At 61.8% G+C, this 22,347-nt stretch carries 22 protein-coding genes; 15 read left to right on the top strand and 7 right to left on the bottom strand.

Annotation, left to right across the window (positions count from 1 at the left end):
* Nucleotides 1-87: 87 nt before the first annotated feature.
* From ACTG1P_RS09640 to ACTG1P_RS09630, 3 genes are read right to left on the bottom strand one after another with little or no spacing between them, the layout of a single operon-like run.
* Nucleotides 88-942, bottom strand: coding sequence for a 23S rRNA (adenine(2030)-N(6))-methyltransferase RlmJ (locus ACTG1P_RS09640; RefSeq protein WP_160881787.1), 855 nt, complete (start codon nt 940-942; stop codon nt 88-90).
* Nucleotides 936-1,397 carry a DUF2390 domain-containing protein gene (locus ACTG1P_RS09635; RefSeq protein WP_440001132.1) on the bottom strand — a complete coding sequence of 154 codons (462 nt, stop codon included), beginning with the start codon at nt 1,395-1,397 and terminating at the stop codon, nt 936-938. Before ACTG1P_RS09635 ends, ACTG1P_RS09640 begins: the two co-directional genes overlap by 7 nt.
* The gene (locus tag ACTG1P_RS09630) at nt 1,390-3,300 is read right to left on the bottom strand and encodes an ABC transporter ATP-binding protein (RefSeq protein ID WP_440001131.1); all 1,911 of its coding nucleotides are present in this window, start codon (nt 3,298-3,300) and stop codon (nt 1,390-1,392) included. The genes ACTG1P_RS09635 and ACTG1P_RS09630 overlap by 8 nt, the downstream gene beginning before the upstream one ends.
* A gap of 154 nt (nt 3,301-3,454) precedes the next feature.
* Between ACTG1P_RS09630 and ACTG1P_RS09625 the strand changes: the two genes are divergently transcribed.
* Entirely contained in the window at nt 3,455-3,868 is a 414-nt protein-coding gene (locus ACTG1P_RS09625; protein ID WP_040068349.1) for a CBS domain-containing protein, read from the top strand.
* A gap of 114 nt (nt 3,869-3,982) precedes the next feature.
* Here the strand turns inward: ACTG1P_RS09625 and ACTG1P_RS09620 are convergent, their stop codons facing one another.
* From ACTG1P_RS09620 to ACTG1P_RS09610, 3 genes are all read right to left on the bottom strand, one after another.
* Nucleotides 3,983-5,644, bottom strand: coding sequence for a hypothetical protein (locus tag ACTG1P_RS09620; protein ID WP_440001130.1), 1,662 nt, complete (start codon nt 5,642-5,644; stop codon nt 3,983-3,985).
* 168 nt (nt 5,645-5,812) lie between these two features.
* Nucleotides 5,813-6,280 (bottom strand): hypothetical protein, encoded by a 468-nt coding sequence (locus ACTG1P_RS09615; RefSeq protein WP_440001129.1) that lies wholly within the window; start codon nt 6,278-6,280, stop codon nt 5,813-5,815.
* 54 nt (nt 6,281-6,334) lie between these two features.
* On the bottom strand, nt 6,335-7,711 hold the full coding sequence (locus ACTG1P_RS09610) for a PLP-dependent aminotransferase family protein (RefSeq protein ID WP_440001128.1): 1,377 nt from the start codon (nt 7,709-7,711) through the stop codon (nt 6,335-6,337).
* A gap of 116 nt (nt 7,712-7,827) precedes the next feature.
* On the opposite strand from ACTG1P_RS09610, the gene ACTG1P_RS09605 reads away from it, so the two are divergent.
* The 8 genes from ACTG1P_RS09605 (at nt 7,828) to ACTG1P_RS09570 (ending at nt 15,906) form a co-directional block, all read left to right on the top strand.
* The gene (locus tag ACTG1P_RS09605; RefSeq protein ID WP_440001127.1) at nt 7,828-8,424 is read left to right on the top strand and encodes a LysE family translocator; all 597 of its coding nucleotides are present in this window, start codon (nt 7,828-7,830) and stop codon (nt 8,422-8,424) included.
* 125 nt (nt 8,425-8,549) lie between these two features.
* On the top strand, nt 8,550-9,140 hold the full coding sequence (locus ACTG1P_RS09600) for a LysE family translocator (RefSeq protein ID WP_075112494.1): 591 nt from the start codon (nt 8,550-8,552) through the stop codon (nt 9,138-9,140).
* Nucleotides 9,141-9,265: 125 nt separating this feature from the next.
* Nucleotides 9,266-9,964: an aspartate/glutamate racemase family protein gene (locus ACTG1P_RS09595; RefSeq protein ID WP_440001126.1), complete on the top strand. Its 699-nt coding sequence runs from the start codon at nt 9,266-9,268 to the stop codon at nt 9,962-9,964.
* 130 nt (nt 9,965-10,094) lie between these two features.
* Complete coding sequence (locus ACTG1P_RS09590) at nt 10,095-11,201, top strand: 1-acyl-sn-glycerol-3-phosphate acyltransferase (RefSeq protein ID WP_440001125.1); 1,107 nt, start codon at nt 10,095-10,097, stop codon at nt 11,199-11,201.
* A gap of 314 nt (nt 11,202-11,515) precedes the next feature.
* Nucleotides 11,516-11,986, top strand: a complete 471-nt coding sequence (locus tag ACTG1P_RS09585; RefSeq protein WP_019445320.1) for a YhcH/YjgK/YiaL family protein — start codon at nt 11,516-11,518, stop codon at nt 11,984-11,986.
* A gap of 221 nt (nt 11,987-12,207) precedes the next feature.
* A complete protein-coding gene (locus ACTG1P_RS09580) occupies nt 12,208-13,407 on the top strand; it encodes an acetate kinase (RefSeq protein ID WP_267513325.1) in 1,200 nt (399 codons plus the stop codon).
* Nucleotides 13,408-13,550: 143 nt separating this feature from the next.
* Nucleotides 13,551-14,792, top strand: coding sequence for a mechanosensitive ion channel family protein (locus ACTG1P_RS09575; RefSeq protein ID WP_101529604.1), 1,242 nt, complete (start codon nt 13,551-13,553; stop codon nt 14,790-14,792).
* A gap of 187 nt (nt 14,793-14,979) precedes the next feature.
* Entirely contained in the window at nt 14,980-15,906 is a 927-nt protein-coding gene (locus tag ACTG1P_RS09570; protein ID WP_005354531.1) for a L,D-transpeptidase family protein, read from the top strand.
* A gap of 69 nt (nt 15,907-15,975) precedes the next feature.
* Here the strand turns inward: ACTG1P_RS09570 and ACTG1P_RS09565 are convergent, their stop codons facing one another.
* The gene (locus ACTG1P_RS09565) at nt 15,976-16,869 is read right to left on the bottom strand and encodes a VirK/YbjX family protein (RefSeq protein WP_440001124.1); all 894 of its coding nucleotides are present in this window, start codon (nt 16,867-16,869) and stop codon (nt 15,976-15,978) included.
* Between the two features lie 326 nt (nt 16,870-17,195).
* Between ACTG1P_RS09565 and putP the strand changes: the two genes are divergently transcribed.
* The 6 genes from putP (at nt 17,196) to surE (ending at nt 22,347) form a co-directional block, all read left to right on the top strand.
* The gene (putP, locus tag ACTG1P_RS09560) at nt 17,196-18,713 is read left to right on the top strand and encodes a sodium/proline symporter PutP (protein WP_440001123.1); all 1,518 of its coding nucleotides are present in this window, start codon (nt 17,196-17,198) and stop codon (nt 18,711-18,713) included.
* A 208-nt stretch (nt 18,714-18,921) separates the two neighbouring features.
* On the top strand, nt 18,922-19,239 hold the full coding sequence (gene ftsB / locus ACTG1P_RS09555; RefSeq protein ID WP_005335520.1) for a cell division protein FtsB: 318 nt from the start codon (nt 18,922-18,924) through the stop codon (nt 19,237-19,239).
* Nucleotides 19,232-19,924: a 2-C-methyl-D-erythritol 4-phosphate cytidylyltransferase gene (gene ispD / locus ACTG1P_RS09550; protein WP_440001122.1), complete on the top strand. Its 693-nt coding sequence runs from the start codon at nt 19,232-19,234 to the stop codon at nt 19,922-19,924. The genes ftsB and ispD overlap by 8 nt, the downstream gene beginning before the upstream one ends.
* A gap of 146 nt (nt 19,925-20,070) precedes the next feature.
* Nucleotides 20,071-20,547, top strand: a complete 477-nt coding sequence (gene ispF / locus ACTG1P_RS09545) for a 2-C-methyl-D-erythritol 2,4-cyclodiphosphate synthase (RefSeq protein ID WP_040097825.1) — start codon at nt 20,071-20,073, stop codon at nt 20,545-20,547.
* Entirely contained in the window at nt 20,547-21,605 is a 1,059-nt protein-coding gene (gene truD / locus ACTG1P_RS09540) for a tRNA pseudouridine(13) synthase TruD (RefSeq protein WP_440001121.1), read from the top strand. Before ispF ends, truD begins: the two co-directional genes overlap by 1 nt.
* Nucleotides 21,586-22,347 carry a 5'/3'-nucleotidase SurE gene (gene surE / locus ACTG1P_RS09535; RefSeq protein ID WP_040068372.1) on the top strand — a complete coding sequence of 254 codons (762 nt, stop codon included), beginning with the start codon at nt 21,586-21,588 and terminating at the stop codon, nt 22,345-22,347. Before truD ends, surE begins: the two co-directional genes overlap by 20 nt.

Below are 22,347 nucleotides of genomic sequence, written 5' to 3'. Positions count from 1 at the left end.
TGCCGCACACACCGGCTGCACCAATAGCAAAAGCCCCGTGATGGGGCTTTTGCTATTGAACTCGGTGAGCGCCGTAGGGGCGGGGGATTAATCCTCGACCTTGTTGAGCCACTCCACCTTGTACTGGGCGCCGGCACCCTGCGCCAGCTTGGCGCACAGCGGTTTGAGGAAGGCTTCAATCTGCTCGTCCAGCATCCAGGGCGGGCTGATGATCAGCATGCCTGAGCCGTTCATACCCCAGTCGGCAGTCTGACCGGCCACTTCCAGCTCGGCCACCAGCACGTTGCCAAAGTTCTCCCGCTTGATGGCGCGCAGCATGTCGCGGGATTTGTCCGCCTCTTGCCCGAGGATCGGATACCAGAGGGCGTAGATGCCGGTCGCCCAGCGTTTCTGCGCCTTTTTCAGGGTGTCGACCACGGCGAAGTAATCTTCCTTGAGCTCATAGGGCGGGTCGATCAGCACCAGCCCGCGGCGCGGAGTCGGCGGCAGCAGGGCGATCAGCCCCTCGAAGCCGTCACGGTGGTGCACGGCCACGCGCGGGTCATAGCCCATGTTGGCGCGCAGGTCTTCGACCTCGTTGTTGTGCAGCTCCATCAGCGCCAGCTTGTCCTGCTCGCGGGTGAGGCGGCGGGAGAGCTCCGGCGAGCCGGGGTAGTAGTGCAGCTGGCCATCGCTGTTCATCTCTTCGATGACGCCGAGATAGGGGGCCATGGCAGACCACTGGGCCCGCTCGTCCCACAGGCGGCCGATGCCGTCGGCATACTCGGCCTTCTTCTGGGACCAGTCGCCGCGCAGGTCGTAGAGACCGCCACCAGCATGGGTGTCCAGCACGATGAAGGGTTTCTCCTTCTTCTTGAGGGACTCGATGATCAGGGCCTGAACGGCGTGTTTCAGCACGTCGGCATGGTTGCCGGCGTGAAAGGCGTGGCGGTAGCTCAGCATATTAGATCTCTGAGGGGGCCCTGCTGGGCACCCAGTAACGATAGATAGTTCAACAAATTGCGGCTGTTGCCGCGAAACAGGGAGAGGCTGCGCAGGGTCTGCAACAAGACGCCCTGTTGCAGCCGCTCCAGCTCCAGTTCGTGGGCCAGCATCGACTGATACTGCTGCTCGTCGAGTCGCGTCTTGGCGCTCGAACGCAGGGCGCGCCACGGGGTCAGCACCGCCTCGGTCTGCACCAGCGCCGGTTGCAGGTCGGTGAGATCGACCACGATGCCGAGTTGATCGAGCCGGTGCAGCAGGAGAGCCAGATTGACGTTGCCCCCCTGCTCCTGCACGGTGAGCCAATCCTGGCTGCGCTCACCATAGACCTTGCCGCTCCAGTGCCAGAAGCCGATCGGCGTTGGCAATTCGTGGACCGCGACCCGCTCGCTGGCCATCAGCTGTTCGTCACGCAAAGAAGGCCTGCTCCATGGTTTCCAGCTCTTCGGAGAGGCTCATCCACTCCAGCTCAACTTCTTCCAGCTGCTCCTTGAGGGGGCCCTGGGATTTGAGCAGTTCGGAGAGCTTGGTTTTAGCGCTCTCTTCGTAGATGGCGGGGTCGGCCAGCTGGCTCTCGATGTCGCCAAGCTTGCCTTGCAGCTTCTCCATGCTTGCTTCGAGCTTTTCCAGCTTTTGGCGCAGCGGACGGGTTTGCTGGCGGAACTCCGCCTCGCGCCGCTTCTGATCCTTGCGCGCCACTGCCGAGTTGGCAGAGACGGGGCCATCGGCCGGTTTGGCGTTGGCCTCTTTCTCCTGCTCGCCGAGCCACTTGTGGTAGTCGTCCAGATCGCCGTCGAACGGTTCGACCCGGCCACCGTGCACCAGATAGAAGTCATCTGTGGTGGTACGCAGCAGGTGACGGTCGTGGGAGACCACCACCATGGCCCCTTCGAAGCCTTGCAGCGCCATGGTGAGGGCGTGGCGCATCTCCAGATCCAGGTGGTTGGTCGGTTCATCCAGCAGCAGGAGGTTCGGCTTTTGCCAGGTGATCAGCGCCAGCACCAGCCGCGCTTTTTCACCACCGGAGAAGGGGGCTACTTTGTCGAGCGCCTTGTCACCGTGAAAACCGAAGCTGCCCAGATAGTTGCGCAGCTCCTGCTCGGTCTTGTCCGGCGCGAGGCGGGCCAGATGATCGAGCGGGGAATCGTCGAGACGCAGGGTCTCCAGCTGATGCTGGGCGAAGTAGCCGATGCTCACCCCGGCGCTCACCTCGAGCTTGCCGGAGAGCGGCGGGTTGGAGCCCGCCAGCATCTTGATAAAGGTCGATTTACCGGCGCCGTTGCGACCGAGCAGACCGATGCGCGAACCCGGTACCAGATTGAGTTTGATCTTCTCGAGGATCACCTTGTCGCCGTAACCGGCGGAGAGGTTCTCCATGGCGATGAGCGGGGTCGGCAGGGCCGAGGGCTCGCGAAACTCGAAGCTGAACTCGGAGTCGGCGTGGGCGGGCAGGATCTTCTCCATCCGCTCCATGGCTTTCAGGCGGCTCTGTGCCTGACGGGCCTTGGAGGCCTTGTAGCGGAAGCGGTCCACATACGCCTGCATGTGGGACATCTCCCGCTGCTGCTTCTCGTACATGGACTGCTGCTGGGCCAGATGTTCGGCGCGCTGCAGTTCGAAGTCGGAGTAGCCGCCGGTGTATTCGTTGAGCTTGCCATTCTCGATATGGATGATGCGGCTGATGACCGAATCGAGGAAATCGCGGTCGTGAGAGATGAGCACCAGCGTGCCCTGATAGCCCTTGAGCCACTTCTCCAGCCAGATCACCGCATCGAGATCCAGGTGGTTGGTCGGTTCATCGAGCAGCAGCAGATCGGAGCGGCAGAGCAGCGCCTGAGCGAGGTTCAGACGCATGCGCCAGCCACCGGAGAAGCTGCGCACCGGCGAGCTCAACTGCTCATCGCTGAAACCGAGGCCGTGCAACAGTTCAGCGGCGCGGGCGCGAATGCTGTAGGCGCCGATGGTATCGAGGCGACCGTGCAGCTCGGCCACCAGCAGACCATTGTCATCCTGTTCGGCCTGTACCAGCTGGGCTTCCAGCGAGCGGAACTCCTTGTCGCCATCGATCACATACTCGAGCGCGGAGCAGTCGAGCGCCGGGGTCTCCTGCGCGACGTCTGCAATCTGCCAGCCAGCGGGCAGGCTGAAGGTGCCGCTGTCGATGGCCAGCTCGCCCCGTACCAGTGCAAAAAAGGTGGACTTGCCACAGCCGTTTTTGCCCACCAGACCCACTTTGTGGCCGGGGTGAATGGTGGCGGAGGCGTTGTCCAGCAGCTTGCGGCCGCCGCGGATCAGTTCGATTTGACTGGCAACTATCATGGGTGGGATCTGCTTGCTCAAAATGGAGGAGAAAAACTGGCGCGGATCTTACGTGAAATGACGCTGATTTGCACTGTAGCGAAGGGCTGGCCACTGGCTGGCGCTGCAAAAACATGCCATAACAGAGAAACCAGTTTGGTTACGGGAGGTTAGCATGCATATCAGGGATATTATGACGACCCGTGTCGCCACCGTGTCGATGGATGATCGACTCCGAGTCATCAGGGATATCTTCGAGCAGGCACACTTTCGCCACCTGCTGGTGCTGGAAGAGGAGGAGCTGGTGGGGGTCATCTCGGATCGGGATCTGTTCCGCGCCATCAGCCCCTATCTCGACTCCGAAGCCGAGATGAGCCGCGATACCGAAACCCTCAACAAGCGGGCCCACCAGATCATGAGTCGTCAGCTCGTCACCATCGCTCCCCATCTCACCGTGCGCGACGGCGTCAAGCTGATGCTGGAGAAGGGGGTATCCTGCCTGCCGGTGCTGGAGAATGGCGCCCTGGTCGGCATTATCAGCTGGAAAGATTTTCTCAAGGCGGCGCTGGAGAGTGACGCGCTGGTTTGAGCCAACGCTTATCGCCACTAGCTGATAGAGAACCAATATAGAGAGAGGGGAGCCTTGGCTCCCCTCTCTCTATTGGCTTTGCCGATAATGCCGGTTTGCACGCTGTCAGCATCATCATGGCTCGGGCTGCCCTGCGACAAGACAGGAGGGGCCGCTGCCGGAGAGGTGCGGCTGAAGATGGGTGCGGATCTCCTGCAGGGTGCGCTGGTACTGCCGGGCATGTTGATCGAGAAACGCGGGGCTGTGCTTGAGGCGCCGCTCCAGGGTATCAACCAGCAGCGCCACCCTGGGGGCGGCCATACCCGCTGGCCAGCAGTGTTGCAGCAGTTCCAGCAGTTGCCAGGCATCGCCCGGCAGGGCGGGGAACTCCTCCAGCAGCTGCAAGCCCGCTTGCAGGGCGGTCTGATACTGGCTGGCCTGCATCGCCTTGTGGCGTAGCTGGCGCAGTTCGCTCAGCCGTTGTTCTCTCGCCGTCAGGCGCTGGCCCAGCTCGGCCACCAGATGGTGGAACAGCTGGCGAGTGAGCGGGTGGGGCGCCACCCTGACGCGATATTGGGTCAGCTGGGTCAGGTAGCGCTGGGCGTGGTGGGGCAAACCGCAGAACTGGCTGACCGCAAAGCCGAGCAGCAGGGTGAGGTGGTTGTCGCTCCCCTCATCCGGCTGGTGGTGGGCAATCAGGATCAGCGCCTCGTCGAAGCGGTAATCCAGCCCCAGCATCAGCGCCTGCAGCAGCTCATATTCGTGGGGTTGCAGGTGGACGGTGCGCTTGAGGTGCACCCACTCCTGTTGCAGGGAGCGGATCCGGTTGCTGGAGGGGGCGTGCCACAGCACCGCCAGACTGGCATTGAGCATGAAGCTGTCGATGGCGAGCCGGACGCGCTGCTCGCTGAAGTGGCGCAGGGTCAGGCTGTTGGCCTGCTCCAGCACTTTCTCCTCATCTTGCAGCACCAGCCCGAGCAACATCGCCAGCTGATGCCAGCGCGGCTGATGGGGGCGGATCTGCAGCAGCTCTCCCATGGTCTCCCAGGCCGCCAGCCAGTGATGCTGGTGCAGCTGGCTGGCGAGTTGCAGCTCCAGCCGGGTGGCTATCGAGACGCTGGCCTGATGGCACTGCAAGTCGGTCTGGGCGCTCTGCAACTTGCCGAGCCCCAGCATGGCGTAGAAGAGCCCGGCCCTTGGCCAGCTCGCCTGATACTCGTTGGCACAGAGGGCATAGTGCTGGGCGGCGGTGACCCGCTCGGCTGATTGCAGCAGCAGGTAGCCCTTTAGCCGATCCAGCCAGGGGGTCAGCGAGCGATTCTCCCGTTGAAACAGCAGGTCTTCACAGAGGGCGGTAGCCAGTTGCCACTCCCGCAGCAGAATGGGGGCGGCCAGCGTACGGGTCAGGTTGCTTAACTTCACCAGCTGGCCGAGCACCGCGCTGAGCTGCTGGGTCATGAAGGGGAGAGCCAGATAGAGGGAGAAGTAGAGATCCGAGGGGAGAAACTCCTGCTCGCTCTGATCGGCATCGAGCAGCAGCAAGACGCAACCAGGTTGCAGCAGGCCGAGATAGTGCGCTTCGTGCAGCAGCCGGGCTCCGTCAAGATCCTGCTGCTTGTCCTGCTGACAGATGATGGCGTCGAAGGCGTGTTGTTGCAGCAGGGCCAGCAGGCCGCTGCGCTCGTGGTTTGGATAGCTGTGGTAGTGGATCCGGTCGGCGGGCACCCCCTGTTCGGTCAGTTCCCGGGTGATGGCGCTACGGAGCAGGGGATCCTCTTCGAGCAGCAGTATCGTCATGCAGGTACTTCCTGTGAGCAAACCATTAGGTTGATTATGGTAGACCCAAGAGGAACATAGGCACAGCACTCGCTGAGTGAAAAGCTGACAGTAGCCAGCAGGGTGCTGGAGGGCGCACTATGGGCTGTTATTTCAATCGGTTATGCCACCTCTCAGGGCGGTAACCTGTTATTGCCGAGGGCGGATCTGCGTCCCGAAGGGGCAGTCGCTCTGGCGGATCAGCCGCGACCCCTTGCCCTGTTCCCCCAGCCAGCTTAATTCCAGCTTGCCGAGGCGGCCCAGATGGCGCAGCTCGAACTCGTAGCGCTGGCAGAGGTTGTCCTGAGGCAGGCTTGCCATCCCCGCTGGCAGTCGGTATTGATAGCGAAGGAGTGGCCCATCTTCCAGCTTGCTGGCCACCGGCACCAGCCCCTCTGGGGTGGGCAGCGGCGCCCCGAGCGCACGGCGCAAACTGAGCGGGGCATCGATCGCCTTTTGATAGTGCAGGCCGTTCATGGCCGCCAGCTCCTCTTCCAGTCGTTGCAACTCCCCTTCCAGTCCATTGAGCGCGGCCCCCAGCTGCTGGTGGGTCGTTGACGAGGCGCAGCCACCCAACAACAGGGTGGCAAGCAGCATGGTGGCTCTGATGGGGGGCACGGCATCTCCTTGGCTATGACGATGAAGCGTGAAGGTCAGGTCGGCTGGCCCTGACTATAGCAGGGGATTGCTGGGGGGCGTTCCCTGCAGCAGTTGGGCCAGACGGGCCAGCCCCTCGCCGACCCGGGCGTCGGTGGCGGGTTGGCTCAGGCTCAGGCGCACCCCCTGCGGAGCGGCAAACTGACCGGCGGCGAAGTGTTCCCCGCTCGCCACGCCAACGTCAAGGGCGTCGGCGGCAGCGGCAAACTGCTGGCTGCGCCAGGGTTCAGGCAGCGGTAGCCAGGCGTGCATGCTGCCCGGCTGCCAGCGGGCGGCGGGCAGCAGGTGGCGCAGCAGTTCGCCACGGCGTTTGAGGATCTCCCGCTGCTGCTCGACCAGCGGCATGATCTGGCGCTGACTGACCATTTTGCAGGCGAGCTCGATTAGCAGCGGGCTCACCATCCAGCTCGACAGCCGCATGGTCTGGGCGAAGGCGCTGCGCAGGGCAGGGGGCGTCAGCACGAAGCCCACCCGCAGGCCGCCGCATGCGATCTTGGCCAGACTGCCCAGATAGATGACCCGCTCCGGCGCCAGATTGACCAGAGGGATCACCGGTTGCTGGGGCAGCAGGCCGTTGACGTCATCCTCGATGATCAGCAGATCGTGGCGACGGGCGATGGCGACGATGGCCTCTCGCCGCGCCAGACTCATGATGGCGGTGGTGGGGTTTTGCAGGGTCGGGGTGAGGTAGAGCAGCTTGGCCCGGCGGGTACGGCAGGCGGCGTCCAGCGCCTCGGGCAGCAGCCCCTCCTCATCCATCGCCAGTCCCACCACCTGATTCTTCAGCTGGCGAGCGTTACCCAGCATACCGGGGTAGCTCAGCCCCTCGCACAGGATGGTCTCCCCCACGCAGCCGGTCGCCAGCAGCGCCAGCATGATGCCGTGCTGGGCGCCGTGGCTGAACAGCAGGCGATCCTCACTGCAGGCCACCCCTTGCTCCGCCAGCCAGTCGACGAACTGCTGGCGCTGATCCGGTCGTCCCGCCTCCTTGTCGTAGCCGAGCAGGGCGTTGAGATCCCCATCCGCCACTTCCCCCAACATGGGGCGAATGATGGCCGCCCGATCCAGCTGCACCGGCAGGTTCTGCCACAGCTCGATGCGGTGCCCCTCCTCCTGACGGATCACCCACTCATTGGCGGGATCCGTGTTCGCTCCCTTGACCCAGGTGCCGTGGCCCACCCGGGCGGCCAGCAGGCCGCGCCGCTCCGCCTCGCTGTAGGCGCGGGTGACGGTGCCGACGGTGACACCCAGACGATCCGCCAGGGATCTGTGGGTAGGCAATCGAGTCTGCGGTGGCAGCTCGCCATTCGCGATCCCCTGTTCGATCGCTTTGACCAGCTTGAGGTAGAGGGGGCCATCGAAGGCTGCAAGGTTGGGTGTCCAGATTGTCATGGTGACAATAAATCCATTGATCCAAATTTGTTGTCAATATAGCGTAAATTTCAACCTGATAACAATCAAATAGCACACATTGTATCGATACAATGTGGCGGATAAGGAGTCACAATATGACGATGGAGTGGTATGTCACCCTGTTCGGTTTTGCCGTACTCACCTGCGGTACGCCGGGGCCCAACAACCTGATGCTGACGGCCTCCGGCGCCAACTTCGGGGTGCGCCGCACCCTGCCACATCTGCTCGGGGTGGGGCTGGGGCAGCCGGTGTTGCAACTGGTGCTGGCGCTGGGGCTCTATCCGCTGTTCGAGCGCTGGCCCTTATTACGCCTCGGTTTGCAGATCTTCGGCAGCCTCTATCTGCTGTGGTTGGCGTGGCGTATCGCGGTGGCCGGGGCGCCGGGGGATCCGGCCCGACGTGCCCGTCCGCTGACCATGCTGGAGGGGCTGGGCTTTCAGTTTCTCAACCCCAAGGCGTGGATGATGGGGATCTCCGCCATCAGTCTGTTCAGCCTGCCCGGCACCAGTTACTGGCCGAGTCAGCTGGCGGTGATGGTCATGTTTGTATTGGTGGCCCTGTCGGTCTGCTTTGTCTGGGTACTGTTCGGCCATCAGCTGAGCAACTGGATCAGTTCGGATCGGGGCTGGCGGCGACTCAACGGATCCCTCGGCCTGCTGACGGCACTCTGCGTAGTCATGCTCTGGTATTGAGCCGTGCTGCGCTGATGGGGGAGGTGGCCTGGAAAGAGACATTTCTGACTTGTCGCCACGGGGCTGGCTCTGCATATTAGAAGGCTTTCCCCATAACGGGCGCGTTGTATCGACAAGAGGTTGAGATGGATCTGAACTGGTTACTGCCCCTGGCGGGGTTTGCCCTGGTTACCTGCGGCACGCCGGGGCCCAACAATATGCTGCTCACCAGCGCCGGGGCGGCGCAGGGATTTCGCCGCACGCTGCCGCTGCTGGTGGGAGTGGTGGGGGGGATCAATCTGATGATCCTCGCCACCGCGCTGGGGCTTGGCGTGGTGTTCGAGAAGGTGCCGCTGCTGCACGATGGCCTCAAGCTTATCGGCTCGGCGTATCTGCTCTGGCTGGCGTGGAAGGTGGCGACCGCCAGCGGCCCGGCCGAGGGCAACCGGCCACTCATTCCCGCCCATCAGGGGGCCATGCTGCAACTGCTCAACCCCAAGGCGTGGATGATGGCGCTCTCCGCCATCAGCGGTTTCACTCTGGCGGGGGAGGCTTACTGGCCCTCCGCGCTCTGGGTGTTGGTGATCTTCTTTATTACCGGCCTCTACACCGGGGCGTTCTGGGTGCTTTTTGGTGCCCAGGTGCGGCAAATCATTCGCACCGCCCGGGGTTGGCGGCGTTTCAATCTGGGCATGGGGCTGGCGACGGCCGCCTGTGTCGGGATGATCTGGATTTAGCCCGGGGTTGGCCCGGGCCTTTACCGGCTGTCTTGTTGGCCCTGCGGGGCCTTTTTTATCTCGCCCCGTGACCTTGCCTGCAAGGTGGCGTGGCACCGCCTTACCTTGGGATGAAAGGAACTGTTATGAAATGTATCGGTCTGCTGGGTGGCATGAGCTGGGAGTCCACCGTCAGTTACTATCAGGCGCTCAACCGTGGGGTGCGGGCACAGCTTGGCGGTTTGCATTCGGCGCGGGTGCTGCTCAACAGCGTCGATTTTGCCGCTATCGAGCGGTTGCAGCATGCCGGTGACTGGCCCGCTACCGCCCGTCTGCTGGCGGCGGAGGCGCGCAAGTTGCAGGATGGCGGCGCCGATTTCTTGCTGATCGGCACCAACACCATGCACAAGGTCGCCCCCGAGATTGAGGCGGCCATCGATATCCCGCTGCTCCATATAGCCGATGCCACCGCAGCCAAATTGCAGACGGATGGGATAACCCGGGTCGGCCTGCTCGGCACACGCTTCACCATGGAGCAGGATTTTTACAAGGGGCGCTTGCAGGATCGCTTCGGGTTGGCGGTGCTGGTACCCGATGAGGCCGGGCGGGAGCGGGTACACAGGATCATCTATGACGAGCTCTGTCTGGGGGAGATCCGCGAATCGTCGCGGGCCGAGTATCTGGCGATTATCGAGGCGCTGGCGGCCGCGGGTGCCGAGGCGGTGATCCTCGGCTGCACCGAGATTGCCCTGCTGGTGGGGGATGCCCGGGCTGCGGTGCCGCTCTACGACACCACTGCCATCCATGCCGAAGCGGCGGTCGCGCTGGCACTGGCAGCTGATTAATAAACTGGTCAGATCTCACTATTCATGCTTGTCTCATACCCCTTGCCATAAAAGCGTGTAAAATTGCGCCCTGAATTTTCCCCGGCCAACGCGGGTTGGCTGCGGTTTCCTAGCATGCAAGGCTGACATTGTGACTGAAGTAGATAGATTCGCGGATATTCGCCCCTACCGCGATGAAGAAGTGCCGGCAGCCATCGAACGGCTGATCCAGGATGATGAATTTATCGGCGCCATCGCCAAGTATCGTTTCGGTTCCCTGATGAGCTGGCTGGGTTGGGCCATCCGCCCGATGATCCGCCTGTTCCTGCGCCGCAAATGGTCAAAAGTGACCACTGTGCATCAGGTTCAGATGGGGGTCACCCGGTACATGTCTCGCATGATCGCTACCTCCACCAAGGGGGTGACCTTCTCCGGGATCGAGCATCTGAAGAAAGAGCAGGGCTATCTGTTTGTCTCCAACCACAGAGACATCGCCATGGATCCTGCGTTCGTCAACTGGGGGCTGCACACCCACGGTTTCGATACCGTGCGCATCGCCATCGGTGACAACCTGCTACGCAAACCCTGCGCTACCGAGCTGATGAAGCTCAACAAGAGCTTTATCGTCAAACGCTCCGCCAAGGGGCCGCGGGAGATGATGAAGGCGCTCGGCGAGTTGTCTGCCTATATTGGCAACTCGGTCCATGAAGGTCACTCCATCTGGATCGCCCAGAAGGAAGGGCGCGCCAAGAATGGCGATGACAAGACAGATCCGGCCATCCTCAAGATGTTCTACGTCGACGGCAAGAAGCAGAAGATCGACTTCGTCGACTACATGCGCAGCCTCAATATCGTGCCGGTCAGCATCAGCTACGAGCTGGACCCGACCGACAAGGCGAAGGCGCGCGAGCTCTACGAGAAGTCGGTCAACGGCAGCTACGAGAAGGGCGAGTTCGAGGATATCGAGAGTATCGTCGCCGGTATCGTCGGCATGAAGGGGCGGGTACACGTCTCTTTCGGCACCCCCATTACCGAGGGCTTCAGCGATCCGGACGAACTGGCCGCGCTGATCGACAAGGCGATCTGGAGCAGCTACCACCTCTTCCCCAGCAACTATCTGGCGGCCGATGTCTCCGGCAAGGCCAACACCATCGAGCAGGCGGCCTTCCTGACCCGTCAGTCAGAGGTGCCGGAAGAGCACAAGGCGATCTGGCGTGCCATGTACGCCAAACCGGTGGAAAACGCCCAAAAGGCTTGAATGAAACCGGTAGCTAAACGGTTTTGCGAAAAAAACGGGCGCTGATGCGCCCGTTTTTGCGTCTGGTCAAAGTCGAGGGGGAAAGGGTGGTGAATAATATGGTTTCAGCTGGTACGATCACTATGAAAATGGGATTATGTCTCTTGGCAAGGTGCTGACGAGTGTGTAACAGTGCCCATACAGCTGAACATGAGCAAAAGCTCTAAACCGGTTTGCACGGATTGCAGACGGCATTATTGAAGGACCTGTCACAGGTCCTTTTTCATTGGCTGGCAAAGATGCCGCCCAGATATACCTAACAGGAAACAGACGCCATGATCACCGGTAGCCTGAACACCCTGCAGCGGACGCCGCTGCCCGCCCCGCTGGCCCGCATTATGGCTGAGGTGGTGAAGAGCGTGGCGCACTGGGGTGACGCTCCGCTCGGCAAGACCGAGATCGATGGCCTCAATCTGTTCTGTCTGGTGAGCGAAGATCTGACCGAGCCAGCCGCGGATCGCCGTGGCGAATTCCATCAGCAGTATCTCGATATCCAGTTGCTGCTGCGCGGTGAAGAGTGGATAGGTGTGGGCCCCCACGACTACGTGAGCGACGGCGCCGACCATCCCCATCCCGACCTCTGGTTTGTCGATGACGAGCAGACCAGCTACCTGGCGCTGCAACCGGGCGATTTCGCCATCTTCTGGCCGGGCGAGCTGCACCGCCCGCTCTGTACCTTCAATCAGCCCGCCAAGGTGAAGAAGCTGGTGGTCAAGGTACACAAGGATCTGCTGGCTATCGCCTGAGCATTCCCATTGAGGCGAGCCCTGCGCAGCTGATGCGTTGAGACTCGCAAGCATTGAAACCAGTGATACGCACCACAAGTTGCGATGACTCTTTCAAGAGCAAGAATTGAAAAATTGGACGCACCCTCCTGCGACCATAAGCCCCCGGCAGGGGAATCCCATCCTCTTTTGGATGACACGACACTGTCGGCATAAAGCCGAAGCACAGGAAGATGTAGAAAATGAGCAAGTTGGTATTGATCCTTAACTGCGGTAGCTCTTCCCTGAAATTTGCCGTAATGGACGCCGAAACAGGTGAGGACATGCTGTCCGGCCTGGCCGAATGCTTCAATCTGGATGATGCACGTATCAAATGGAAACTCCACGGGGTCAAGGGCGAAGCCATGCTGGGAGCGGGTGCCGCTCACCAGGAGGCCCTAGACCATATCGTGGGTCACATCCTGCCGCAGGATCCGACTCTTGCCGAGCAACTGGTGGCCATCGGTCACCGAATCGTACACGGTGGCGAGCAGTTCTCCCGCTCCGTGCGTATCGATGACGGCGTGATCGCCGGTATCGAAGCCGCCATTCCGTTCGCCCCGCTGCACAACCCGGCGCACCTGATCGGTATTCGCGCCGCGCTGAAAGTGTTCCCGCAGCTGGCTGACAAGAACGTGGCCGTGTTCGACACAGCCTTCCACCAGACCCTGCCGCAAGAGGCCTACCTCTATGCGCTGCCGCACAAGCTCTACCGCGAACACGGCATCCGTCGTTACGGTGCTCACGGTACTTCTCACCGCTACATCGCGGAAGAAGCCGCGAAAGAGCTGGGCAAGCCGTTGAATGAACTGAACATCATCAACTGCCACCTGGGTAATGGTGCCTCTGTCTGCGCCATCAAGAACGGCGAATCCGTTGACACCTCCATGGGTCTGACTCCGCTGGAAGGTCTGGCGATGGGTACCCGCTCCGGCGATATCGATCCGGCCGTAGTCTTCTTCATGCACGACCAGCTCGGTTACAGCGTGGAGCAGATCAACCACACCCTGACCCGAGAGTCCGGTCTGCTGGGGATGACCGAAGCGAGCAGCGACTGCCGCTACGTCACCACCAACTACGCTACCGACGCCGGTGCCAAGCGTGCGCTGGATGTCTTCACCTACCGTGTGGCCAAGTATGTCGGCGCCTATGCCGCTGCGATGGACGGTCGTCTGGACGCCGTAGTCTTTACCGGTGGTATCGGTGAGAACGCCGCCATGGTGCGTGAGATGGTGCTGAACCGCCTGGCTCTGTTCGGCTTCAAGGTGGACAAAGAGGCCAACAACGCTGCCGTACTGGGTGGCGAAGGCCGCATCACCACCGCCGACAGCCGTTGCGCCATGGTGATCCCGACCAACGAAGAGCTGGTCATCGCCCGCGATGCCCTGAGCCTGGTCTGCTAAGTCAGCCTCGCTTTGAAACAACGCCCGGCCAGTGCCGGGCGTTGTCATTTCTGGCGTTCACCGATTTGACATGGGGGAGGGGAGCGGTACCCTGACCACCACTGTTTTTGCAGCCAGCGGGCTGCCAGGTTCGGGAGAGAGCAATGAAAGAGGCGTTTTTTAACTGGTTGTCGGGCCTTGGGGTGGAAGTGACCAGCATGATGGCGCTGGTGATCGCGCTGGGCTTTATCGTCATCACCTCGTTGCTGTTGCACATGGCGCTGCACCGGGTGCTGCTGGTCCGGCTGGTGGGGATCCTCGGCAAGGCCAAGCAGGTGTGGCTGCCGCCCCAGCTGCAACAGCGCCTCTTCAACCGGCTCGCTTTCGTGTTGCAGGGGGCCGTGCTGCTCGGTCAGGCGGAGATCTGGCTGCCCCGCCAATCGGATAGCCTCAAGCTTATCGAGATGGTGGCCCAGCTCTGGATTTTGCTGTTCCTGCTGCTGGCCTTCTTCGCTCTGCTTGACTGCCTGTTGTCGGTGAGCCGTTACACCCGCCTTGGCCGGGATTTGCCCCTGCGCGGCATCTTCCAGGGGGCCAAGCTGGTAGGCAGCATTCTGGTGGGCATCCTGATGATCGCCCTGCTGCTCGGCAAGTCGCCGCTGTTCCTGTTCAGCGGTCTGGGTGCCATGACCGCAGTGCTGATGCTGGTGTTCAAGGACCCCATCCTCGGGCTGGTGGCGGGGATCCAGCTCTCCGCCAACCGGATGCTGAGTGTCGGTGACTGGCTGCAGATGGACAAGTACGGCGCCGATGGCGAGGTGACCGACATCGGGCTTACCACGGTCAAGGTGTCGAACTGGGACAAGACCATCACCACCATTCCCACCTATGCCCTGATCTCCGACTCTTTCAAGAACTGGCAGGGGATGACCGAGTCGGGTGGCCGCCGTATCAAGCGCAGCGTCAATATCGACATGACCAGCGTGCGTTTTCTGACGGCCGAGGAGCAGTTGCAGCTCAAGCAGGCGCAGCTGCTGGCCCCCTATCTCAGTCGCAAGGAGCAGGAGCTGAGCGCTTACAACCAGCAGCTGAGCGATGCCCTGAGCTGCCCCATCAACGGTCGTCACCTCACCAACCTCGGCACCCTGCGCGCCTATCTGGATGCCTACCTGCGCGCCCACCCCGGCATTCGCAAGGACATGACCCTGATGGTGCGCCAGCTGGCACCCACGTCAGACGGTCTGCCGCTGGAAATTTACTGCTTTACCGCGACTACCGCATGGGCCGATTACGAAGGGATTCAGGCCGATATTTTCGACCATATCTTTGCCATCATTGAGCAATTTCATCTGCGGTTGCACCAATCTCCCACAGGTTACGATATGCGTGCCTGGCAACGGGGATAAACAGGGAAATGGGGCGGGTCGAGGACGCGGAAAAAACCGTATATTAATCATCGACCCGTCGCCACTTGTCAGTTGAAATTTGCCGTGCAGAGGAGAAAAATGGCGGCCTTCTCTTCGCGCCCCTGATCCCCTCTTGATCAGCTGCCAGCCCAGAGACGTCACTTCAAGTCATCATCATGGGAAAGTTATGAAGCTCCTTCGCAATAGTGTGGCAACACTCTGCTACAGCCTGCTGCTGACCGCTGCGCCGGTTTTCGCTGTTGAATATGCTCTGCCTGCGGCCAACAGCCGTCTGGTAGGGGAAAATCTGGAATACGTGGTTCCGGCCGAAGAGAACGGCCAGCCGCTGGAGGCCATTGCGGCCAAATTCCAGCTGGGGCTGACCAACATGACCGAAGCCAACCCCGATGCAGATCCCCTGCTGGTACAGACCGGCGAGAAGCTGGTGATCCCCCAGCAACTGATCCTGCCGGATGCACCCCGTGAAGGGATCGTGCTGAACGTGGCCGAGATGCGCCTCTACTACTACCCCAAGGGTAAAAAAGTGGTGGAAGTGCTGCCCATCGGCATCGGCCAGCTCGGCACCGACACCCCGGAAAACTGGGTGACCAGCGTGCAGCGCAAGAAAGCGGGCCCGACCTGGACCCCGACCGCCAAGATGCATGCCGAATATGCCGCCCGTGGCGAGAGCCTGCCTGCGGTCTGGCCGGCCGGCCCGGACAACCCCATGGGTCTGTTTGCCCTCTACATCGGCAAGATGTACGCCATCCACGGTACCAACGCCAACTTCGGCATCGGCCTGAGGGTGAGCCACGGCTGTGTGCGCCTGCGCAACGATGACATCGCCTATCTGTTCAAGCAGGTACCGGTCGGTACTCGCGTCCAGTTCGTCAACCAGCCGATCAAGGCCTCTCTCGAACCTAACGGCGTTCGCTATCTGGAAGTGCACCAGCCGCTGTCGCGCAGCGAAGAGGAGTTCAACTCCAAGCTGCCGGCACCGCTGCCGATGACCCCGGCGGTGACCCGCTTCATTGCCCACGCCGACAGCGACTCCCAACTGGTGAAGCAGGCGCTGGAGCAGCGCAACGGCATGCCGATGGCGATCAACCGCTAACGGTAAATCCCCGTCATGACAAAGGGCGAACAGCATGCTGTTCGCCCTTTTTGTTTCTGCTAGGTTGACTCAGCTTCGCAGCAGATTTGCCTGCAGCTCGCTGCCGAGCTGATCGAGCAGCTGATAGCGCGCCTTGTAGCTGGCCCGCTTGCGGGAGGGGATCTCCTCCAGTGTCTTGCGGGGCACCTCCAGCGGCAGGCTCATCCAGAGTTCATCCTGCACGCTGCACTGATGCTCCTGCCACAAGCCGTCGAGATCGAACTTGACCCGATCGGCGGTGCGCTTGCTGCTCTGATAGATGTGGCTTTGGGTGCGGATCCCGAGCAGGCGCTTGCATGCCAACCCTTGGGCCAGCTCGGCGGCCATATAGACCAGCAGGGACATGGGGCGCAGCCCGCCGCACGCCTTGGTGACCAGCTTGATCTCCTCGCTCTGCCCCTTGCCGCCCTGCAGCGAACAGATCTCGAGGGTCGGGTTCGGCGCGGGGCGCAGATTGAGGGCCATGTAATAGAGCGCCGCGTCACCCAGCTTGAGGGTCAGGCTCATCTCCCCCTCTTTGCCCATGTGGGTTTGGTAATCCAGTTGCAGGGTCAGCGGAGCCGTCAGCTTGTCGCTCTGCCACTGGGCCAGCAGCAGGCCGCGCCCGCTGTAGATTGCCAGTTGTTGCGCCTTGGGCAGCTGACGTGCCAGCTGCTGGTAGTGGCCGCTGATAAGCCCGGCTCGCAGGCGCTTGCGGAGCCCCTTGTGGCGATAGGGGTGGATCGGCTTTTCCAGAATATCGGGGAAGCGGCTGATCGCCTGCGCCAGCAGCGGTTGCTCCTGCTGCTGGCGATAGAGGGCGCGGGCGCCGGGATTGAGCCAGAGACGCCCCACATACTTGGCCCGTCGGATGAGATGACCCGACTCCTCCACCGGATGAAGGCGGCGGGCGAGGGTTCGCAGGTGTGACAGATGAGATGACATGGTGCCGACCTCTGACTGGTGTGATGAGACAGGGCGGGGAGTGTAGGAGCGGGGCGCTGGCTTGTAAAAAAATGGATAGTAACAAAATGTGAAAATATAACGCTCAATAGCCGCCGTTGCGGCGATATGGCAGCCACGGCCACGGCAGGAAATCTGGCACCATCCTCTTGATGTGGCAGATGATTTGATGCGCAAAGGTTTTTATTGTGTTTTGTGTTTGTTAAAAGTGGTTGAGCTGGCGCGAACGGCTGATTAAGCTAGGCCGGTTTTTTAGGGATGAGCCCGTCACCAGAGCGGGCAGAAAATGACACAAAACGGAGTTTTGCATGACAGCTAGCACACCCATGTTAATCACCTTCCTGGTGTATATCCTCGGAATGGTGTTGATCGGCTTCGTCGCCTATCGCGCCACCCGCAACTTTGATGACTACATTCTGGGCGGCCGCCGGATGGGGAGCTGGGTGACAGCTCTCTCTGCCGGTGCCTCCGACATGAGCGGCTGGCTGCTGATGGGGCTGCCCGGCGCCGTCTTCGTCAGCGGCATCTCCGAGAGCTGGATCGCCATCGGTCTGGTCATCGGCGCCTACCTCAACTGGCGCTGGGTAGCGGGTCGCCTGCGGGTACATACCGAGAAGAACCGCAACGCCCTGACCCTGCCGGACTATTTCACCTATCGCTTTGAAGATCACAGCAAGGTGCTGCGCATCCTCTCGGCGCTGGTGATCCTGCTGTTCTTCACCATCTATTGCGCCTCCGGCGTGGTGGCCGGTGCCCGCCTGTTCGAGAGCACCTTCGGCATGGATTACAACACCGCCCTCTGGGTCGGTGCCGCCGCCACTATCACCTACACCTTCTTCGGCGGCTTCCTCGCGGTGAGCTGGACCGACACGGTGCAGGCGACCCTGATGATCTTTGCCCTGATCCTGACCCCGGTCTTCGTCATCATCGCCGTCGGCGGGGTGGATAGCGCCATGATCGAGGTGGCCGCCAAGAGCGCCACCAACCTCGACATGTTCAAGAATCTGGATGTGATCGCCATTGTCTCGCTGATGGCCTGGGGCCTTGGCTACTTCGGTCAGCCCCACATTCTGGCCCGCTTCATGGCGGCGGACTCCCACCACTCCATGGCCAATGCCCGCCGTATCAGCATGACCTGGATGGTGTTCTGCCTCGCAGGCGCGGTGGCCATCGGTTTCTTCGGGCTAGCCTATTTTGCCCGCTTCCCGGAAGTGGCGGCTGGAGTGACCGGCAACCCGGAGCGGGTCTTTATCGAGCTTTCCAAGATCCTGTTCAACCCCTGGATCGCCGGTGTGCTGCTCTCCGCCATTCTGGCGGCGGTGATGAGCACTCTAAGCTGCCAGCTGCTGGTCTGCTCCAGCGCCATTACCGAGGATCTCTACAAGCCGTTCCTGCGCAAGAACGCCTCCCAGCGTGAGCTGGTGTGGGTGGGTCGCCTGATGGTGCTGCTGATCGCGGTGATTGCCATCGCCGTCGCCATGAATCCGGAAAACCGGGTGCTGGGGCTGGTGAGCTACGCCTGGGCCGGTTTCGGTGCCGCCTTTGGTCCCGTGGTGCTGCTATCGGTGCTGTGGCCGCGAATGACCCGCAACGGTGCGCTGGCGGGCATGCTGGTCGGTGCCATCACCGTCATCGTCTGGAAGCAGTTCGGCTGGCTGGGGCTGTATGAGATCATCCCGGGCTTCCTGTTCGCACTGCTGGCCATCGTAGTGGGCAGTCTGCTGGGCGAAGCGCCCTCTAAAGCGATGCTGGAGCGTTTCCGTGATGCCGAGGAGGAGTACCACACCTCGGCCGAGAGCGCGGGAGAGCCGGTCGTGGTGAACTGATCCCCCTTACCGCTTTCTGATTGAGAGCCCCGCCCCCGGACAAGGAGCGCCCTGGTTGGCCATCCTTGCACCGGTTTGGCGGGGCTTTGTGCTATCTGATTCACTCTTGGGCACTTTTTTATGTTCGGCCGGTGGCTCCCGGGTGCTCGCTTTCTTTTGTCTTGGCACCGAATATGGGACACTAGGCCGCCTGAAGGAGACCTAGTGCATGCGGCTATTCACCCTGATCCTGATCCTCCTGCTGGGGGGACTGCAATATGACCTCTGGCTGGGGAAGAACGGGCTATCCGATTATCAGAACCTGTCGGAGGCCATCTCGCAGCAACAGCGGGACAACCAGACTCTCAAGGATCGTAACGACCTCATTTACCGCGAGATAGATGATCTCACCTCTGGCCTCGAGGCCATCGAGGAGTTGTCGCGCAACGATCTGGGTTACATCAAGCAGGGGGAGACCTTCTACCGGATCATCCCCAAAGAGAAAGACAAAGAGACAGCGCCGGACGATGAGCCCTACGATGACTGATGCCAGCCGGGTATCCGGCCTGACGGCGATCGTCCCTGCCGCCGGTATCGGCAGCCGGATGGGGGCCGATTGCCCCAAGCAGTACCTGCAACTGGCGGGTAAAACCATTCTCGAACATACCCTGGAGCGGCTGCTCTCCCATCCGGCCATCGCCCAGGTGATCGTGGCGCTGGCGCCCCATGACCGCTGGTTCGAGGCCCTGCCCGTGGCGGCCGACCCGCGGATTGTGCGGGTAGAGGGAGGCGCCGAGCGCGCCTTTTCCGTCCTCAATGGCCTCTATGTGGCGCAAGGGGAGTGGGTGCTGGTGCACGATGCGGCCCGCCCCTGCCTGACTCACGGCGATCTCGATGCGCTGATTGCCACGGCCATGGGTTGCGGCGGCGCCATTCTCGGCAGTCGGGTGCGCGATACCATGAAGCGCTCCGATGGGGAGGGCAATATCATCGCCACCGTCGAGCGCGAGCAGCTCTGGCATGCCCTGACGCCGCAGATGTTCCCGACCCGTGCCCTGAAGCGGGCGCTGGAAGAGGGACTGATGCTGGGCGCCACCATCACCGACGAGGCCTCCGCCATGGAGCGGGCCGGATTCACGGTGCGGATGGTGGAGGGGCGCGCCGACAATATCAAAGTGACCCGGCCGGAAGACTTGTCGCTGGCGGGGCTGTTTTTAAGCCAGCAGGCATAAGCCCCTCAGTCAGAACAGACCGTTCAGAGCAGAGTGTCTCGAACAAACAGGCCCGAACAAGGAGTTAGCATGATCCGGATTGGACATGGTGTGGACGTACACAAAATTGATGGGGTTGGTTTCAGCATGTTGGGAGGTTGCCGCTGATGATGCGCATTGGTCATGGTTTTGATGTTCATAAATTTGGTGGTGTTGGTCCCTGCATGCTGGGTGGCGTGCCGGTTCCCTACGAGCAGGGGCTGGTTGCCCACTCCGACGGCGATGTGGTGCTGCACGCGGTAAGCGATGCCCTGCTGGGGGCTATCGGTGCTGGTGACATCGGTCGCCACTTCCCCGATACCGCTGCCGAGTTCAAGGGGATCGACAGTCGCATTCTGCTGCGGGATGTCTTTGCTCGGGTACAGCAGGCGGGGTATGCCATCGGCAACCTGGATGTGACTATCATCGCCCAGGCCCCCAAAATGGCCCCCCATATCGACGCCATGTGCGCCGTGCTGGCCGCCGATCTGCAATGTGATTTGAACCGGGTGAATGTCAAGGCGACCACCACCGAACAGCTTGGGTTTACGGGGCGCAAGGAAGGGATCGCCACCGAAGCCGTCGTCCTACTGGTGAAACAATAATGCTGGAACAACTTGCCTATCTGCACGGGGCGCCCACCGCCCGCGGTATCCTCAAAGCCGAGGCAGCCGACTTCGTGGTCAATGAAGATCTCGGGTTTGAGCCTTGCGGTGAGGGTGAGCACATCTTCGTCCGGGTGCGCAAAACCGGCGAAAACACCGCCTGGGTAGCGGGTCTGCTGGCCGATGCGGCCGGGGTCAACCGCAATGCGGTGACCTGGGCGGGCCTGAAAGATCGCCACGCGGTGACCGAGCAGTGGTTCGGCATTCACCTGCCGGGCAAGGCCGAACCGGACTTGTCGGTTATCGAGAGCGACAGCATCCAGATCCTGCAAGCCAGGCGTCACAACCGCAAATTGCGGGTCGGCTACCTCAAGGGCAACCACTTCACCCTGCGTCTCACCGGTCTGGAACAAGCCGACGGGCTGGAAGCGCGCCTGCAGGCCATCGCCACTAAGGGCGTGCCCAATTACTATGGTGAGCAGCGTTTTGGCCGCGATGGCAACAACCTGGAAGCGGCCAAGGCGATGTTTGCCGGCAAGAGGATCAAGGATCGCAACAAGCGCTCCCTCTACCTCTCTGCCGCCCGCAGCATGCTGTTCAACGCCATCGTCAGCGCCCGTATCGAACAGGGGCTGGCCCATCAGCTGCTGGCCGGTGATTGCGTGATGCTCAAGGGCAGCCACTCCATCTTCAGCGAAGAGAGCGTGACCCCCGAGCTGGAAGCGCGTCTTGCCTCCGGCGACGTGCAACTTACCGCGCCCCAGTGGGGCCGTGGCCGTTTGGCCAGTCAGGGCGCCGCTGCCGAGTTCGAACAGGGCGTGCTGGCCCCTTACAGCGATTGGTGTGGCGGGCTGGAGAAAGCCGGGCTGGATCAGGATCGCCGCCCCCTGCTGCTCAAGCCGGAGCAGATGAGCTGGCAGCTGGACGGCGAGGCGCTGACCCTCTCCTTCTTCCTGCCGGCGGGCGCGTTTGCCACCAGCGTGGTGCGCGAGTTAATGCAGGCCGAAGAGGCCGATCACGGTTTCAGGAATCAGACCGATGCGAATTCTGGTCAGTAATGATGATGGTGTGCATGCCGAGGGCATTCGTGCCCTCAGCGAGGCGCTGCGCGCCTGCGGCGAGGTCATTGTGGTGGCGCCGGATCGCAACCGCAGCGGCGCGAGTCACTCCCTGACGCTGGAAGTACCGCTGCGGGTTACCCGCATCGCAGAAAACGGCTTTAATGGGTGCGAGAGCTATGCGGTGAAGGGCACGCCGACCGACTGCGTGCATCTGGCGGTCAACGAGCTGGTGCGTCCTGAACCCGACATGGTAGTGGCCGGCATCAACCACGGCGCCAACCTGGGGGATGATGTCATCTACTCGGGCACGGTCGCCGCGGCCACCGAGGGGCGCCATCTTGGCTACCCCTCCATCGCCATCTCGCTGGTGGGCAAGACCCACTTCGCCACGGCGGCCCACTATGCGGCCCTGCTGGTGAAGGGGCTGATGAAACACCCCCTGCCTGCCGATCAGATCCTCAACGTCAACGTGCCGGACTTGCCCCTCGAGCAGATCAAGGGGATCAAGACCACCCGCCTTGGCAATCGCCACCGGGCGGAGTCGGTGATCTGCACCGAGGATCCCCGTGGCCAGCCCATCTACTGGATCGGCCCCCCTGGTAGCCAGCAGGATGCCGGTGACGGTACCGATTTTGCTGCCATCGAGCAGGGCTATGTCTCGATTACCCCCCTGACCATCGATATGACTGCCTATGACAGTCTCGCCGGTCTGGGGGCCTGGTTAGATCTGCAGGGATGA

Source organism: Aeromonas sp. 11P (genome assembly GCF_051920165.1).
In the GTDB taxonomy this organism is placed as follows: domain Bacteria; phylum Pseudomonadota; class Gammaproteobacteria; order Enterobacterales; family Aeromonadaceae; genus Aeromonas; species Aeromonas veronii.
The sequence above is the reverse complement of the archived record's forward strand: the minus strand, read 5'-3'. Positions and strand labels throughout refer to the sequence as shown.

Bases quoted from the DNA above. Each gene is read 5' to 3' on its own strand.
- ispD (WP_440001122.1), top strand. From the start codon at position 19,232: ATGACTGATGCCAGCCGGGTATCCGGCCTGACGGCGATCGTCCCTGCC.
- surE (WP_040068372.1), top strand. From the start codon at position 21,586: ATGCGAATTCTGGTCAGTAATGATGATGGTGTGCATGCCGAGGGCATT.
- truD (WP_440001121.1), top strand. From the start codon at position 20,547: ATGCTGGAACAACTTGCCTATCTGCACGGGGCGCCCACCGCCCGCGGT.
- ACTG1P_RS09580 (WP_267513325.1), top strand. From the start codon at position 12,208: ATGAGCAAGTTGGTATTGATCCTTAACTGCGGTAGCTCTTCCCTGAAA.
- ACTG1P_RS09630 (WP_440001131.1), bottom strand. From the start codon at position 3,300: ATGATAGTTGCCAGTCAAATCGAACTGATCCGCGGCGGCCGCAAGCTG.
- ACTG1P_RS09575 (WP_101529604.1), top strand. From the start codon at position 13,551: ATGAAAGAGGCGTTTTTTAACTGGTTGTCGGGCCTTGGGGTGGAAGTG.
- ACTG1P_RS09570 (WP_005354531.1), top strand. From the start codon at position 14,980: ATGAAGCTCCTTCGCAATAGTGTGGCAACACTCTGCTACAGCCTGCTG.
- ACTG1P_RS09600 (WP_075112494.1), top strand. From the start codon at position 8,550: ATGGATCTGAACTGGTTACTGCCCCTGGCGGGGTTTGCCCTGGTTACC.
- ispF (WP_040097825.1), top strand. From the start codon at position 20,071: ATGATGCGCATTGGTCATGGTTTTGATGTTCATAAATTTGGTGGTGTT.
- ACTG1P_RS09620 (WP_440001130.1), bottom strand. From the start codon at position 5,644: ATGACGATACTGCTGCTCGAAGAGGATCCCCTGCTCCGTAGCGCCATC.
- ACTG1P_RS09605 (WP_440001127.1), top strand. From the start codon at position 7,828: ATGACGATGGAGTGGTATGTCACCCTGTTCGGTTTTGCCGTACTCACC.
- ACTG1P_RS09585 (WP_019445320.1), top strand. From the start codon at position 11,516: ATGATCACCGGTAGCCTGAACACCCTGCAGCGGACGCCGCTGCCCGCC.
- ACTG1P_RS09625 (WP_040068349.1), top strand. From the start codon at position 3,455: ATGCATATCAGGGATATTATGACGACCCGTGTCGCCACCGTGTCGATG.
- ACTG1P_RS09610 (WP_440001128.1), bottom strand. From the start codon at position 7,711: ATGACAATCTGGACACCCAACCTTGCAGCCTTCGATGGCCCCCTCTAC.
- putP (WP_440001123.1), top strand. From the start codon at position 17,196: ATGACAGCTAGCACACCCATGTTAATCACCTTCCTGGTGTATATCCTC.
- ACTG1P_RS09595 (WP_440001126.1), top strand. From the start codon at position 9,266: ATGAAATGTATCGGTCTGCTGGGTGGCATGAGCTGGGAGTCCACCGTC.
- ftsB (WP_005335520.1), top strand. From the start codon at position 18,922: ATGCGGCTATTCACCCTGATCCTGATCCTCCTGCTGGGGGGACTGCAA.
- ACTG1P_RS09640 (WP_160881787.1), bottom strand. From the start codon at position 942: ATGCTGAGCTACCGCCACGCCTTTCACGCCGGCAACCATGCCGACGTG.
- ACTG1P_RS09565 (WP_440001124.1), bottom strand. From the start codon at position 16,869: ATGTCATCTCATCTGTCACACCTGCGAACCCTCGCCCGCCGCCTTCAT.